The 15,646-nt window shown below is 46.6% G+C and carries 18 protein-coding genes; all 18 read right to left on the reverse strand.

What is annotated here, in order from left to right:
* Positions 1 to 26: 26 nt before the first annotated feature.
* Positions 27 to 1,010: a GMP reductase gene (gene guaC / locus QWY22_RS12165; protein ID WP_300981134.1), complete on the reverse strand. Its 984-nt coding sequence runs from the start codon at positions 1,008 to 1,010 to the stop codon at positions 27 to 29.
* Between the two features lie 199 nt (positions 1,011 to 1,209).
* On the reverse strand, positions 1,210 to 2,148 hold the full coding sequence (locus tag QWY22_RS12170; protein WP_300981135.1) for a sugar-binding transcriptional regulator: 939 nt from the start codon (positions 2,146 to 2,148) through the stop codon (positions 1,210 to 1,212).
* Positions 2,149 to 2,313: 165 nt separating this feature from the next.
* Positions 2,314 to 3,696, reverse strand: coding sequence for a dihydrolipoyl dehydrogenase (lpdA, locus tag QWY22_RS12175; protein WP_300981136.1), 1,383 nt, complete (start codon positions 3,694 to 3,696; stop codon positions 2,314 to 2,316).
* Positions 3,697 to 3,709: 13 nt separating this feature from the next.
* Positions 3,710 to 5,134: a dihydrolipoamide acetyltransferase family protein gene (locus QWY22_RS12180; RefSeq protein ID WP_300981137.1), complete on the reverse strand. Its 1,425-nt coding sequence runs from the start codon at positions 5,132 to 5,134 to the stop codon at positions 3,710 to 3,712.
* 17 nt (positions 5,135 to 5,151) lie between these two features.
* Positions 5,152 to 6,135: an alpha-ketoacid dehydrogenase subunit beta gene (locus QWY22_RS12185; RefSeq protein ID WP_300981139.1), complete on the reverse strand. Its 984-nt coding sequence runs from the start codon at positions 6,133 to 6,135 to the stop codon at positions 5,152 to 5,154.
* 24 nt (positions 6,136 to 6,159) lie between these two features.
* Positions 6,160 to 7,143 (reverse strand): thiamine pyrophosphate-dependent dehydrogenase E1 component subunit alpha, encoded by a 984-nt coding sequence (locus QWY22_RS12190; protein ID WP_300981140.1) that lies wholly within the window; start codon positions 7,141 to 7,143, stop codon positions 6,160 to 6,162.
* A 141-nt stretch (positions 7,144 to 7,284) separates the two neighbouring features.
* Positions 7,285 to 7,629, reverse strand: coding sequence for a hypothetical protein (locus tag QWY22_RS12195; RefSeq protein ID WP_036804015.1), 345 nt, complete (start codon positions 7,627 to 7,629; stop codon positions 7,285 to 7,287).
* A gap of 89 nt (positions 7,630 to 7,718) precedes the next feature.
* Positions 7,719 to 9,044 carry an NAD(P)H-dependent oxidoreductase gene (locus tag QWY22_RS12200; RefSeq protein WP_300981142.1) on the reverse strand — a complete coding sequence of 442 codons (1,326 nt, stop codon included), beginning with the start codon at positions 9,042 to 9,044 and terminating at the stop codon, positions 7,719 to 7,721.
* Between the two features lie 18 nt (positions 9,045 to 9,062).
* Positions 9,063 to 9,428 (reverse strand): PTS glucitol/sorbitol transporter subunit IIA, encoded by a 366-nt coding sequence (locus QWY22_RS12205; protein WP_300981143.1) that lies wholly within the window; start codon positions 9,426 to 9,428, stop codon positions 9,063 to 9,065.
* Positions 9,429 to 9,656: 228 nt separating this feature from the next.
* Complete coding sequence (gene srlE, locus QWY22_RS12210; RefSeq protein ID WP_053165744.1) at positions 9,657 to 10,706, reverse strand: PTS glucitol/sorbitol transporter subunit IIB; 1,050 nt, start codon at positions 10,704 to 10,706, stop codon at positions 9,657 to 9,659.
* Positions 10,707 to 10,745: 39 nt separating this feature from the next.
* Complete coding sequence (gene srlA / locus QWY22_RS12215; protein ID WP_036804105.1) at positions 10,746 to 11,273, reverse strand: PTS glucitol/sorbitol transporter subunit IIC; 528 nt, start codon at positions 11,271 to 11,273, stop codon at positions 10,746 to 10,748.
* Between the two features lie 33 nt (positions 11,274 to 11,306).
* Positions 11,307 to 11,693: a transcriptional regulator GutM gene (locus tag QWY22_RS12220; protein WP_053165743.1), complete on the reverse strand. Its 387-nt coding sequence runs from the start codon at positions 11,691 to 11,693 to the stop codon at positions 11,307 to 11,309.
* Positions 11,694 to 11,965: 272 nt separating this feature from the next.
* Entirely contained in the window at positions 11,966 to 12,436 is a 471-nt protein-coding gene (locus tag QWY22_RS12225) for a hypothetical protein (RefSeq protein ID WP_300981144.1), read from the reverse strand.
* Between the two features lie 60 nt (positions 12,437 to 12,496).
* Positions 12,497 to 12,955 carry a GNAT family N-acetyltransferase gene (locus QWY22_RS12230; RefSeq protein ID WP_300981145.1) on the reverse strand — a complete coding sequence of 153 codons (459 nt, stop codon included), beginning with the start codon at positions 12,953 to 12,955 and terminating at the stop codon, positions 12,497 to 12,499.
* Positions 12,956 to 12,996: 41 nt separating this feature from the next.
* Entirely contained in the window at positions 12,997 to 13,191 is a 195-nt protein-coding gene (locus QWY22_RS12235) for a hypothetical protein (RefSeq protein WP_300981147.1), read from the reverse strand.
* A 54-nt stretch (positions 13,192 to 13,245) separates the two neighbouring features.
* Positions 13,246 to 13,755: a glycine/sarcosine/betaine reductase selenoprotein B family protein gene (locus tag QWY22_RS12240; RefSeq protein ID WP_300981149.1), complete on the reverse strand. Its 510-nt coding sequence runs from the start codon at positions 13,753 to 13,755 to the stop codon at positions 13,246 to 13,248.
* Positions 13,756 to 14,540: 785 nt separating this feature from the next.
* Positions 14,541 to 14,777, reverse strand: a complete 237-nt coding sequence (locus tag QWY22_RS12245) for a hypothetical protein (protein WP_300981151.1) — start codon at positions 14,775 to 14,777, stop codon at positions 14,541 to 14,543.
* A 65-nt stretch (positions 14,778 to 14,842) separates the two neighbouring features.
* Positions 14,843 to 15,628, reverse strand: coding sequence for a nucleotidyltransferase domain-containing protein (locus QWY22_RS12250; protein ID WP_300981152.1), 786 nt, complete (start codon positions 15,626 to 15,628; stop codon positions 14,843 to 14,845).
* Between the last annotated feature and the right edge of the window lie 18 nt (positions 15,629 to 15,646).

Genomic DNA, 15,646 nt, shown 5'->3' on the forward strand with positions numbered 1-15,646 from the left:
GCCTTTTCCTGTTTTTGTCTACTGCCTTAATAAACTTTGTCGCCGTTGAAAATCGAGTTTTTCACGATTACATAATCCACTGTGCGGATTGCCGACAATTTGTCGCCACCGGCATAAGAGATCGAAGATTGAAGATCCTGTTCCATTTCAACCAAAGTATCTTTCAATGGACCACGGTACTCGACAAACATTTTTTTGCCTTCAACGTTTTTCTTTTCACCTTTTTGGAATTCAGAAGCCGACCCAAAATACTCTTTGTACAGCTTGCCGTCCTTCTCCACCGTTTGCCCCGGCGATTCTTCATGCCCTGCAAAAAGAGAACCGATCATAACCATCGAAGCGCCAAAACGCACCGATTTTGCAATATCGCCGTGTGTACGGATTCCGCCGTCGGCAATAATCGGCTTGGTTGCTGCTTTTGCACACCAGCGAAGAGCCGCCAGTTGCCAGCCGCCGGTACCAAAGCCAGTCTTGATTTTGGTAATGCAGACTTTCCCTGGCCCAATGCCTACTTTCGTCGCATCAGCGCCTGCATGTTCCAATTCTCTTACCGCTTCCGGCGTCCCCACATTCCCAGCAATGACAAAGCTGCCAGGCAGGTGCTTTTTGATGAACCCGATCATTTTGATAACGCCGTTGGAATGGCCGTGCGCTACATCAATTGTAATGTATTCCGGTGTAACGCCCGCATCCACCAATTGCTGGACAAATGTATATTCTTCTTCTTTGACGCCCACGCTGATTGATGCGTATAGTCCGCGCGCCTGCATATCCTTCGCAAATTCCAAGCGTTTTTCCGGCTCAAAACGGTGCATAATATAGAAATAATTATTTTCTGCTAAATATAACGCTATTGTTTCATCCACAATCGTCTGCATATTGGCAGGCACTATCGGCAACTTAAACGTGCGCCCTCCGAATTCAACCGATGTATCACATTCCGACCGGCTGTCCACCACTGCTTTTGCAGGAACCAATTGAATATCTTCGTAATCAAACACATTATCCATCCGAAACACTCCCAAACACGAATATTTTATGTATATAATGCTATAATTGTTCGTCCATAAGATAATGTACTTTATTTTTAGCCAGATGTCAAAGGAGAATTCCTGGTTTTTTCTTTAAAGCTGCCGGACCACTCCATTTAAACCCGAATAAGAAGCTGCCGGGGAAGAAGTTATCCTTCTGCCCCGGCAGCCTCTATTTTCATGAAATCAAATCCGCGGTCGCATCGTCAATCACCAGAACATCCAAATAGCCGCCTCTTAACGCAGCCCGGATGCTCTCCACTTTATGTGTGCCTTCCACAATGCCGATGACTTCAGGAATCTTTTTGTATTCGCTGATGTCCAGCCCGATAACCAAATCGTTCAATGGATGCTTGATTTCATTTCCCGCCTGGTCATAAAATCGCGAGCCGATGTCTCCGACTGCGCCGGCTTGTTTTAAAGACCTTAAATCTTCTTCTTTCAAGTATTCCATCGTCGTCATGGTGGAGCCTTCGAACGGGTTGCCGATGCCGACAACCGCCATATCGACGTTGCGCCCTTCTTCCAATACCATCGCAATGTCTTCCGATTGAACCAGGCGTTCTTTCAATTCAGCAGTTTCGACCATAGCCGGAGCGTAAAGATACGAACAATCCGTATTCATTTTCTGCGCCAGCTGGTATGCGAGCAAATTGGAATGGATGTCGACCAGCTTTCGTCCCATTCCGCCAACTAACGGAATGACTTTCAACTGCTGATGCTGTTCAAAAGGATATTCCTGCACAAATTTTGCCAATGTGCTTCCCCAGGAAATGCCCAGTGACTTTTTCCCATTGATGTTTTTGGATATGTAGAAGGAAGCGGCTTTCCCGAGAGAATGCTTGATCATCTCCGGGTCCCGGCCGGCAGCCGGAACGACAATCGCTTCTTTCAATTGATACTTTTTTTCCAGCCGATGCTCCAATTCAACCGTATGCGCATTTTCATCTTTAATATAAATTTCCACAATGCCGGTTTCCCGTGCTTTGTTCAGCAATTTGGAAATCACAGGCCGTGATACCCCAATTTTCTTGGCAATTTCGGCTTGTGTCTGCCCTTCAAAATAATACAGCCTCGACACTTTCACAATTTGTCTGCGTTCTTCCCAATTCATCATCGCTGCACCTTCTCATCATAATCAACTAATAGCGAATGAACCTCTCCGGTAAACCGCTTACATTTCCGAATCAGGGCGTATGGAACATGCCCTGTTTGTCCACTGCTTCCGTTTCGTCCCTTTTTATCCTCTTCTATTATAGGATGCAGAGGCAGTATTTGGCAATTAATGATGAACGCCTTTTCCAAGCCACGATGCAGCTGCTTCGTATAGGCTTTCGCTGACAGTTGGATGGGCATGGATCAAAGAAGCCATTTCCTCGACTGTCCCTTCCAAATGGATGAACGCCGATGGTTCTGCAATCATTTCCGTTACATGGGGACCAACCATCAACACACCGAGAATTTCACCGTATTTTGTGCCGGCAATCAATTTTGTAAATCCATCCTTTTCACCTTGAGCCAAAGCTCTGCCATTGCCGGCGTGATCTACCCGCACCACTTTATAGTCAATGCCCTGCCGCTTCGCTTCTTCCTCTGTCAAGCCGACGCTGGCAATTTCTGGACTTGTGTAAACACAGCGCGGCACTACGGCATAATCAATTGTCCGGTTTTCCCCTGCTGCATTCTCTGCTGCAACGATGCCTTCTGCACTGGCCACATGGGCGAGCTGCCAGCCGCCAATGACATCGCCGACCGCAAAAATTTCCGGCTGGCTTGTGGCCATCCGTTCATCCACTTGGACAAAACGTCCGTCCATCTTCAAATCCAAGTCAGCGAAAGCAGCGGTATTCGGTGCCCTGCCGACTGCCATTAGAATAAGGTCTGTCTCCAAAGCTTCTTTTTTGCCGTTTTCGGTCTCGACGTTTACAAGCTGCGTGTTTTCTTTTTGCTCAATGCTGGTGACTTTTGTGCTTGTAAGCATTGAAATCCCTTTCTTTTTCAACGATTTCGCCAGAGCTTTGGACGCATCAGGCTCTTCACTCGGGACAATGCGGCCGCTCATCTCGACGATGCTGACCGGGACATTCAAGCTGGCAAAGATGCAAGCAAGTTCCACTCCGATGATGCCGCCGCCTACAATAACCATCGAATCGGGAATTTTTTCAATATCAAAAATCGTATCACTCGTAAAGTATCGGGCGTTTTCAATACCGGGGATTGGTGGAACAATGGGCCGTGAACCCGTAGCGAGAATAATTTTGTCCCCTTGGACCACTTCTTCCCGGTCTTTCAGCTGGATGGCAATCGAACGGTCAGGCCGTATTTCTCCCAAGCCGTTAAATAAATCGATTTTCCCTTGTTTCAGCAAGTGCGCGATGCCGTTCCTCAATTGCTGAATCACTGCATCTTTGCGGGCGAGCATTTTGGAAAGCGAAAATGTCACCGGTCCTGTTTCAATCCCCCAGCTTTTGGCTTTTTCAATGGTTTCAATGACTTCTGCATGCCGGAGCAGCGTTTTAGACGGGATGCACCCACGGTTCAAACAGGTACCGCCAAGTTCACGTGCCTCGATTAGCGCCGTTTTTTTCCCAAGCTTGGCGGACCGGATAGCAGCAACATAACCGGCCGGACCCCCTCCAAGCACGACCACTTCATAATTATTCAATAGGATCTACTCCTTAAACCAATAATTTAAACGGCTGTTCGAGCACTTCTTTTAGTTCGGTCAAAAAAGCAGCTGCCGGAGCGCCATTAATGACCCGATGATCAAATGACAAACTCAGGACCATCATTGGACGAAGCTCAATCACTCCGTTAACGCCTACCGGCTTTTCATTGATGCGGCCGACTCCGAGAATAGCGGATTCAGGCTGATTGATAACAGGGGTAAAAGCATCGATGGCGTACATTCCGAGATTGGAGACGGTAAATGTGCCGCCGGCCATTTCGTCCGGTTTCAGCTTGCTGTCGCGCGCTGCTTTCCCAAGGCGTTTGCATTCGGCTGTGATTGCAGAAAGGCCTTTTTGATTGGCATTTTTCACCACTGGAACAAGCAGCCCGTCGTCCACAGCAACTGCCAAGCCAAGGTTGATTTCTTCCCGGTAAACAATTTCATTTCCTTCCAATGTCACATTGATAGAAGGGTGCAGACTCAGCGAAGTCGCCACAGCTTTCATAATCATTTCCGTATACGAAACCCGGAAGCCGGTCTGCTGCTCAATCAAGCCGAGCAATTTTTTCCGGAGCTGGATGGTTTCCGTCATGTCCACTTCGGTTGTTAAGGTTACGTGAGGCGCGGTTGTCTTGCTTTGAAGCATGCGCTGGGCAACCACTTTCCGAATGCCTTCCAGTTTTACGCGTTTTCCACCAGCTGCCACAGGAGTTGGTGCAGGAGTTGGTGCAGGAGTTGGTGCAGGAGTTGGCGCGGATGGCGATGCAGGCTGTTTTGCCCCTTCCACATCGGCACGGTAAATCTTTCCTTGTGATCCTGTTCCGGTCACCGCATTCAAGTCAATGCCTTCCGCTTCGGCCACTTTTTTCGCCAGCGGCGTTGCTTTTGGTGCTGCGTTTGAAGAAGCAAAAGCCATCACATCGATTTGATGAATTCGTCCATTCGGACCGGATCCCGGCACTTCTGCAAGCGTAACGCTCTCTTCTCTTGCTACCCTTCTAGCCGCAGGCGTTGCCCGGAGTTTTTCAGCCGTTTCCGCTGTTTCGGTGGGCTCGTTCTCCACTTCTTCAGAAGTGGTTTCCGTTATGCCTTGCTCTGCCAGATCTTCCGTCTGCGCTTGCCGTGAGTCACTTACTTCTTCCTGTTCTTTCGCAGCTCCTGATTCGCCAGGGGGAGTTTCAGGAACTTGTTCACCGGCTTCGCCGATATATCCAACGATGTGGTTGATCGGCACTTCATCGTCTTCTTCAAAATATTTTTTCAGCAGGATTCCTTCTTCGTAGGATTCCACTTCAATATTGATTTTGTCCGTCATAATTTCAAATAAAGGTTCGCCCACTTCCACGGAGTCGCCTTCCTTTTTGAACCATTGCAGCAACGTTCCCACTTCCATTGTGCTGCTCAATTTTGGCATGAATATTTCTTTAGCCATCGGTCTATTCCTCCTCCCTACTGGCGGTTTAGCGTTTCTTTTACAGCTGCAACAATGTCGCTGACCGTCGGAATGGCCGCTTTCTCGAGTTCCGGATTGTACGGAATCGGAACCGCTTTGCCGCCCAGCCGCTTAATCGGTGCATCCAAATAATCAAAGGCTTCGCTTTCTGCAATTGTGCTGGCGATTTCTCCGCCAAACCCGCCGCGCTTGACCGCTTCGTGGACCACAATCAGCCGGCTCGTTTTCTTCACCGACTGGATAATTGTTTCTGTATCCAACGGGACAAGCGTGCGCGGATCAATCACTTCGACTTGGATGCCTTCTTTTTCAAGTTCCGCTGCCGCTTCAAGTGATTTATGGACCATAATCGCGGTAGCAACGATTGTCACATCGGTCCCTGCCCGTTTCACATCCGCTTTCCCGAGCGGAATGGAATACTGTTCTTCCGGCACGTCCGACTTCGTCTTATAGCAAAGTTTGTGTTCATAAAAAATGACCGGGTTGTCATCGTCAATCGCTGCTTTCAAAAGCCCTTTGGCGTCATAAGCTGTTGAAGGCTGAACCACTTTCAAGCCCGGCACATGGGCCATCCAAGCCTCCAAACTTTGCGAGTGCTGCGCCGCTGCACCTGTTCCAGAACCTGCCGGCGTACGCAATACCATCGGCACTTTTCCTTTGCCGCCGTACATATAGCGGATTTTCGCAGCCTGGTTGACCATATTGTCCATAGCAATTGTGATGAAATCGGAAAATTGGAGTTCCAGAATCGGCCGCATGCCGGTTAATGCTGCTCCGACTGCCGTACCGGATATCGCCGCTTCAGAAATGGGTGTATTTCGGATTCGTTCCGGACCGAATTCTTCAATCATGCCGCGCGTCACCCCAAAAGCACCACCGTAAACACCGATATCTTCACCTAGAATAAAGACGTCTTCGTTTTGGCGCATTTCCTGGCTCATCGCTTCTCTGACCGCTTCTAAATACGTTAACTCTCTCATCGCTTTACTCCCCTTTGCTCCGTCTTAGGCATAGATATCTTCCATCAAATCATCGAGTGTCGGCATCGGGCTGTCTTTTGCAAATTCCACCGATTCCTCGATTTCTTTTTTCGCTTCGGCTTTGATGCTGTCCGCTTCTTCTTCCGTCAACAAGCCTTCCTGGACCAATACGTCCCGTAAGCGGACAATCGGATCTTTCGCGCGCCATTCCTGCTCTTCTTCGCGTGTCCGGTACTTTTTCGCATCGCTTTTCGAATGCCCTTTCCAGCGGTACGTTTTTGCTTCCACGATGGAAGGGCCTTCCCCGTTCCGTGCCCGTTCCACTGCTTCTCCTACGCCGTTCATGACATTGAACACATCATTGCCATCGACGACTTTCCCTGGAATGCCGTACGCTTCTGCCCGCTGTGCAATGTCTTCTACGTTCATCATTTCTTTCACTGGTCCAGACATCCCGTATTGGTTGTTTTCACAAATAAAGACGACCGGAAGTTTCCATATCGAGGCCAAGTTGACCGCTTCATGGAAACTGCCCTCATTGGAGGCCCCATCTCCAAAAAAGCAAAGCACGACATATCCTTCGTTCCGCATTTTAGAAGTTAAGGCAGCCCCTGTCGCAATCGAAAAACCGCCGCCGACAATTCCGTTCGCACCCAAATTTCCTTGTTCGACATCCGCGATGTGCATCGATCCGCCTTTGCCTTTACAGTAACCGGTTGTCCGCCCGAACAATTCAGCCATCATCTTATTCACTTCTGCACCTTTGGCGATGCAATGTCCATGGCCCCGGTGAGTACTGGTGATTTTGTCCCTGCCTTCAAGCACCGCAATGGACCCTACTGCTGAAGCTTCCTGGCCTACCGCTAAATGCGTCGTTCCGTGGATCATGCCTTTCGCAAAAAACTCATCCACTTTTTCTTCAAAATAGCGGATCAGCCACATCTGTTTCAATAAACCCTTTAAATCTGTTTCTTGGACTCGGGGTGGTAAATTAACTAATTGTGCCATTCGAAATCCTCCTCTATTTTACATTTGTTCACATGCGTAACATATGTAAATATCATAAGACTTTTCAGTTAATTAGTCAAGAAAGAAAAGAACCAGACTCCTCTGTTAAATGGAGAAGCCTGGCCCTTGAACAGGAGAGTATTATTTTATGCTTTTCTTTGATTTGTACGTCTTGATCACTTTTCTAGATGAATTGACGTCTTTCAAAATCCGGTACGGTTTTTTGATGGCCCGCACAGGAAGAGAAAACAGCAAATGGCTCAAATCTTCCCGGTACTCTTTGGTCATCCGGGTAGGTTTAGTAGCAATGCGTTCGTAAATTTCCCGGTAGAATTCTTTTTTCAAATCCACTTTCAATTCTTTTGTACGGTTGCATTGAAGGCATCTGATGCTCTTGATATCACTGTTGATGTATGTGATTTCATGGTCAACTTCTTCTTTGCAATGGATACAATACAATCCTGCTTCCATTTTTTTCACTTTCATCTAGAACACCTTCTCGTTTAGTGGTTTATCATTTCTACACGATGATTAGAATGTTCTTTTCATTCATTCTTCGAAGCATTTGCAGAATATTATGCTTTCACCGGATTGGGTTTTGCCGTTTTGACCGCAAAAGTATCATCCTGCATACGGCGCAAACGCCAGATGGTCGATTCTTTCGTTTGAACCACATCATCATAAGAAATGATTTCACCTTTTTTAATAGCGCGCTTCAACTGAACATTACGGTCTACTAACCCCATCGGCAGTGCATTCTGTTCTTTGGCTTCTGCGGCAGACAGAATGCTCCCGTATACGGTAAAGCCGCCAATGCTGTCGAGAAACTGTCCTTCGTCAAGATCCGTTTTGGCCACGGTGACGGTTTCAGCCTGCAGACCTTTCCACGGAGCTATGGTTGCTTCGTTGTAAATGAACGCTCTTGCAATGGAAATCGGTGTTTCCAGGCTCGTTAAATGATAAGGGCGGTACAGCACGTAATTCGGGCCTTCTCCCATGCTCAAATACTGCATTTCGTGATTGACTTCATCTTTTTCTGAAGCCACGATGGCAAATACGCCGGGAGCAATGCCATTGATGTACTCCACAATTTTCTTATTGCCGACTTGTCCGCCGTCTTCTTTCAACTTAAAGATTTCCGGCAGCCCTTTGACATCGCTGACAAAGCCGTTCATGCCCGGCTTGTCCGGCAGAAATCCGGTGGCATTCGCCACAGCTGTCATTTCGACCATCGTTTTTGTGCCATCCTGGAATGATGCCAGCATTTTTGCACTTGCACCTTTTCTGGCCGCTTCTTCTGCAGCGGTATCCGGATTGGCATCCAAATTCAACGGGTTGTTCTTGCCTTTGCCAAGTGCAACCACTTCAAAGCCAAGGGCATCTGCAAAATCGTACAATTCCATAATGGCCCCCGGTTCGTCTCCGGCAGTACCGGTATAGACGACTCCGCTGGCATCTGCCATTTTTTTCAGCAGCGGGCCGATTGTCACATCCGCTTCTACGTTCAGCATGACAATGTGCTTTTTGTTCAAAATGGCGTCCCAAGCGATTTTTGCCCCGATATCCGGTACACCGGTTGCATCGACGACTACGTCCACTTCAGGCAAAGAAGTTACAAGCTGGGCATCAGTAGTAGCGACCACTTTGCCGTTTTGGACAGCTTCTGCCGCTTCCTCGGGGTTATCGGTCTTTATGATGTCTGCATCCGCTACACCGGATTTTGTATAAGCATTCACGACGTTGTCAATTTGGATATCTGCCGTGATGACCACCCGCATCCCAGTCATATTTTCAATCTGGGAAACCATTCCTCTTCCCATTTGCCCTGCACCTACCAAACCAACTTTAATCAAGATTCCGTTTTTCTCGAGTTCTTCTAGTTTTCTATTGATACCAAGCATTATCCCGTCTCCTCTTTGTCAGGCTTTTAGAATGCGAATTTCAGCTCCCAAAGCCAATTCAGGCAAGGGTTTGTTTTCTACGCACATCGTTCCAGGCAGATCCGCCACCACATCTCCGGTAAAGGAAATGGTGCAATGGCCGATATCTTGTAAAGTCTCGTTCACTTTGCTGCCAACAAAAAGAATGGCGTAGCGCTCTCCGTTGATTTCCAGCACATCTCCAGCTTCTACGTGTTCATGGAGTTCTGCTCTTTCATGGATCACGGCAAACGACCGAAGTTCTTCCGGCACCGTATTATTAAAGATGACCATCATATTTTCTTCCGCAAATATTTCCACTTCTTCACCGATTTCCGTTATTTTAGCTTCGTATTTTTTAATCATAAGATCCTCCACCTAACTGCCTCCTTTTGACTATTCAAGAAAGTATAGATTTTTAGTTTTTATTTGATCAGCACTTGTCAAGGCTATACAGACGCCTCCGCTTTTCTTATGGTCCAGCTCAACGGCCAGGTTCTCGGGTCATAAGTCAGCCCACCTGTACGGCAAAAACACGCCGTTTCGGTGTTCTGCCGTAAGCCTGTCGGGACTGACCAGGCACCTTCGCTTTTCTTAGTACAATCCAAAACTGAATAGATAGGCGATGACTACAGCTAATGGACCTGTAATCATCCGGGAAATCAAGACAGCCGGGACCCCGACTTCGATTGTTTCCGGTTCCGCTTCACCTAAAGTCAACCCGACCGGCACAAAGTCAGCCCCAACTTGCGGGTTGATGGCAAACAATGCCGGCAACGCGAGTGCCGGCGGAATATTGCCGCGCCCGATTTCGACTCCGACCAGTACCCCGACAACCTGGGCGATAACCGCACCTGGCCCAAGCAAGGGCGACAGGATCGGCAATGCACAAATAACGGAAAGAATCAGCAAGCCGAAAATATTGCCGGCAAGCGGCGATACGAAATTCGCAATAAGATCGCCGATTCCGGTATAAGTGATGATCCCGATCAGCATCGACACAAACGCCATGAACGGCAGGATGTTTTTCAGGACTTGGTCGACTGTTTCCCGTCCGGCCTGGTAAAGAACACCGACCACTTTGCCGGCGCCGCGGCCGACCCGCTCGATAATATTCATTTTCTTCGGCTGCTGATACGTTTCAGCCGCTTTCCGCTTCGCTTCTTCTTTGATTTCCTGCGGCGTTTTTTGGACCGCTGGAGCTTCCACTTCATCGACGGCTCTTTGCACTTCATCCTGGTCTTCATAAGGCGCTGCCACTGCACGGATATCAGAAACCGTTACCCCTGAGACAAAATTTTCTTCATTGATGAATTTCATCAATGGACCGGATGGCGATGTTGCATTGACGTTAATCGTTAAAATTCCCATTTTCGGATAAACGCCGCAGCGGGCAGTCCCTCCGCAGTCGATAATGACGCAAGCCATCGTTTCTTTGGCATAGGATCCTTTAAAGCCGTCCACTGCTTCGGCGCCTGTCAGCCGTGCAATTTCTTCGGCTACCGGATGGATTCCGCCGCCTGTGACCGACACAATATACCGTTGTTCTTCGTTTGGACGGATCGTAAGCGGACCGCCCCAGCCTCCGCGGCCCTTCGTGACGGAAACCGCCTTAAAATCTAATGGTGTTTGAGTACCTGCCATTTTGCTTGCCTCCTTTTCAAATGAGCGCATCTATAAAATTTAAACTTCCATTCCTTTTGCTTTCATCATGCGGACCGTAATGATTTCTGTCACGATGCCGCGGATTAAAATAACAATGATCCCGACAATGAAGTAGCGGATTGCCAAAGGCCCAAGCGACAAGCCTAATGTTGTAATTCCTGCAGAAATTCCAAGGTAGACGAACAGTTCAGCTGGATTCGCATGTGGGAACAAGCCCGTAATCGGATGTACAAACGAAACTGCCGAATCGTAGAAAGCCGGCTTTTGTTTTTCTGGAAGAAACTTTCCAAAAGTATAAGCCATTGGGTTAGTCAAGAAGAACACAGCCAATACCGGGAACAGTGAATAGCGTAAAATAATGTTTTTCGTACTTCTGCGCGCCAGCCGGTTGATGCGCTCTTCACCGATAATTCGGATCAGTGCATTGATGGCGGTGATTAATACAATCAGCAAGGGAATGATGCCTGTAACAAGTCCTGTAAACGTATCAGCACCCGCTTGGAACATTCCGATAAAACCTTCAGCGAGCTTAACCAAAAAATCCAAAATTGAATTTACAACTCCCATTTTCTTTCCTCCTTAAACTGCCAGATTGGTTTTCTTCTCCATTTGGCCTTCAATTTTTTCAAAGGCCATTTTAAATGCTTGAACGCCGTCTTCTTGATCCAGCCTTCCTTTCACTTGTTCCATATGCAGCCCATCGTATTCAGTAAACCGTTCAAATCGGCTGAATACTGTCACCCCTCTCATTAATTGGCATTCAACAATCACCCCGTCGTCATCCGTTACTGCGATTGCAATCACACCGATTCCGAGTTTTTGTTTCTGGATGCCCACTCCTAAGTACCCGGAAGACCTGTTGCTCATTTTTTTAATGGTTGCTTGGTAATTTTTCAATTGCACTTTCGTCAGCATGATCTGAAGCAGCCAGATGCCTGCAAATATTACGATAAACCAGCCCCACAAAATGAACCCCTCCGTTCTTCTTTACATATGTTCTAACATGTAACAATTGTTATTAGCTACATTATAAAAGCGCTTTCAAGAGAAATCAATAGTTATTGGTAGAATATTTTTATTATTTGCTTAATAGTTTTTTAAACGATAAATATAAAGAAAAAAGCTGCCCGAGTCCAAGGCAGCATTAAAAGTTATATTTTCTACTTACAATATGTCATTGAATTTCTTTTGGTCTAAAAATTCCTAGAATCCATTTCTTTGCTGAATGGCACAAATCACTACCGAAATTTTTGGCTAAGCAAGCGTTCTAAAGTATGTTCAATGTCTTTCTTCAACTCATTTTTAGATTCATCGTACAGAACTGCAGAATTTCTAAAAAACCCACGTTTATAATGCCATAGTGGAATCGTCGCTTCATAGAAGTCATTGTCTTCAGCCGGATCATGGTAATTGACGGCAAGCTGAGATCGGTATTCTTTTTCCAGGCAGCAGTCGGCAGTCAAGGAGCTGATTTCATCGCCGTCAAGATCCCGGGAAACCCAAACCGAAAGGTTCCTCTTTTTTTGTGCTTCGAACTTGTCTGCATAGCGTATTTGAAACTGCTCTGCCAATGTTTCAGCCAAACTTTCCAATTCCATAACTTTGTTTTTGACGTCTTCGTTGATTTCCTCTGAAGCAATGGTCGTGTATTTGTTCAGCAGGCCGGATTTTTCTGTGCCGTAAAGCCATTTTAAGATGTCATCTCCCACCTCTCTTTCTTCCTCTCGTTACGCACAAACTTTTTCTTTTTGTATGAATAGCAGAAGCCATTATTTTTTCAGCAAAGATTTCTCTAAAATGATCTTAATTTCCCCGTCCTGGTCGGTATAAGTCCCTGCCACATCAAATCCGTTTTTAATATTCAGCAAAAGCATACTTCGCCATTTGTTTTTAGTCTTCGTCTGAATCACTTGGAAGCCGCTATTTTTTGCATATTGGTGCTGCCGGTCCATCAAGCAAGAAGCAATGCCATAGTTTCGGTAAGCTTTGTCGACTCCGCCAAGCCAGCTATAAAATTGCTCAGGGTTCAAAGCATAGCCGATTTTATAACCGACAATCCTTTTGTTATGTCTTGCGACGTCCATTCTTAAGCTCTTTTTCCCTCTCATCCTGCCGGCTAAATCGTCCGAACTGCCGAAGATGGATCCATGCAATTCAGTAATTCCATTCATCGCACCATCTTCAAGAGCTGAATTTAAATCCGAGTAGCTGTTATAGCTGATTTCCAATCGTGAACCTCCTTTTGGTGTGCCATTTCGCCAAAAACATCTTAGCTTTTATATTCCCATCGAGATCCTGCCGGTTTTTCAGTAAGCTGAAGCAATTGGTGCACCACTTTTTTTCGCGTACCAAAATCAAACGGTTCCCCGCATGGCCGCCCCAATTTGAACGGTACATGCAAAGTGCGCGGCACCCCTGTTTTCTCAGTGACATCCGGAAGGAGGGTGATCATGGATGTTGCCACTCCTGAAGCTTCTAAAGCCCGGGCATACAGCCCAAGCACGTTATGGCAGGTGCCTCAGCCAGGCACCAAAAGAGCGACGTCGATATTCTTGTTTTTAAACAGTTCCACTACTTTTGGAATCGATTCCGCTTCTACGTGTTCGGTATCCATAATGCCGCCGAACAGCCCAATGTGAACGTCCGAGATTTCGCCAATTACGCCTGCCTGTTCCAGCTCTTTCAGCTGCTGGATCGGGAAAACAATCGTCGTGTCTTTTTTAGCGGATTTCAAATCATAGTACATATGGGTCACCGTCAGATCCTGTTCACTGGCATCTCCCGGAACAATTCGGATTGTATGGTCTCCAGGATGAAGGTCCAAATTAAAGGGGATATCTGTTTTCAAATGGACGCCGGCAGTAGACAATAAAGCGACTTTGCATTCGGACAAAGGCTTTGACAAGATGGTTTCCGGAAAACCTGTTTGTTGGTTGACATGCTTTAAGGTGAATTTATTGTACGCATTCGGAAAGTTCTCGGAAAACGCTACGGACAACTTCGATTTTATCTTGGTCCGGTTTTTCATTTTTTGCGATGCCTCCATTCACTTTTTTATTTACCGGCTAACGAAATTTGTATCCATCACTGCGAACCCAGCTTTTTTAGTTAGTTGTTTTATTGATTCGACTGTACCTAAACGAATCCCTCTAATTCACAGAAGCGAAGAAAGAAAAAATTCATTTTAAAAGCAGCCTAAAAGTTTTAGGCTGCTGAATTTCGGTCTTGTTGTCCGCTAATCAATGATGATGTCCGAAAGGGGAATCTTGGTTTTTCGGGCCTTGCTTTAAGGACTCTATTTCAGCGTCTGCCAGTTCGCCGACAATGATTTATTTGCGCGGCCTGATAAGATATCCGCCATTGCCAGCATAGATCTGGATATCATCGAGGCCGTCCTCCTAAAATCGAGTGAAAAAGCTATAGACTCCATTCACTTCGTTTCTAGCCTTTTCCATCGGTACAGCATCTGTGCCGTCCGGTTTTTGGATTTCTATATGCATGAAGTTGGACGCTAGGACAGCTTGTCCATCCTGCGTATGCGTTGCTCTGATTTCGGTCTCCTAGCTGGCTGAAATCTTCGGCTCATTTTTCTCTTCAGTTGAAGGGGTGTTTCCTGTTTGCAGAGTGCTGCAGCAAGGGGGCCCGTCGTTGCGGTTTGTTGTCCATAAAGTCCTCTTTCTTTTTCCGCTCTTCGCATCGTACTTTGTTGAACTGCTGTTGGCTGTTCAGGGAATATGACACCATCCGTTCAAAACAAAAACATGCTGGAATGTCCAGCATGCGCAAAACTTATCATGAAATTCTGAAGCTTGTTTAATAGGAAGGCTGATAAATCCGGTCTGTATCCATATCAATTACAAAGTCGGCTTCTATTTCGCTGTCGTAAGAAATCCTATCAAAATGATGCATTCGGCAGAAGAGGTCTGGAAAGTTATTCAGGTCGCCGCTATGTTTTTTGGCGTGGAAGTACTTTTCTCTCAATTGTTTTTTGGTGCACTTTTTTCCTGTTATTAGTGCTGAATGGGAATAGCCATCTATTTCAATAATCATACGGGATCACTGCTGTTTGCTAAACAGCTGATTAGCTCTTATTTGAAATACATCCTTCTTCTCTCTTATTCCCATACTTCCTCCAGCGTGTCTCTGAATAATTCGTTCAGTTTCCCTGTCGAATCTTCCGGTTTTTCAGTCAGGGTTTGAACGTAAGCCTCCAGCCGAACGATTTCAACGTCAAGAAAGTTATGGATGGTACTAATTTTTTCTTCCAAATCCATCTCCACGCCTACTTTTTTCCGGTCAAGCAGCAAAAGGACATCCTTTTTCAGTTGCCCTTCCGGCACCATCGCTTCCAACAGCTCATCAAAATCGATCGGCGGGATGGATTGGGTTTCCTCAATCCATTTACAGGCAAGCACCGGGCGCAGCGCATAGAAATACTTCTTTATTTTCACTGTCGGCCCTTGCAGATGGCTGCGGTAATTGGACTTCGCCATATTCAAATAATGGTGAAGGCTGGCGTTCGGATAAAAGATGTCCGACTCCAAGTTTTTCATGTTCTCTATGAATGAATACTTTTCGTAATAGACAATTTCGCTTTTCAGCCATTCCAGTAAAGGAGGGTTGCTTTTACGGAACAAGCGCAGCGCTTTCGTGATTTCCCAGCCGCTGATGTCCAAAAGGTCGTTTATCGGCATTTCAATCACGTCGCGTTTTTCGCCAATGCCTTGCGGGTCAATCGAGAGGTACCAATCGGGCCGGTGCACATAAATGAAACGCACATCGTAGTCACTGTCTTTAGACGGGAAGCCCCAAGCCCGGCTGCCTGATTCTACTGCATATAAAATCTTTACCTGGAACTGTTCTTCGATTTCTGATAATTTTTCTAGAATTAATTGATTCACTTTAGCTGCTCCTTATTC

The sequence above is a fragment of the Planococcus liqunii genome (assembly GCF_030413595.1).
Taxonomy (GTDB): domain Bacteria; phylum Bacillota; class Bacilli; order Bacillales_A; family Planococcaceae; genus Planococcus; species Planococcus liqunii.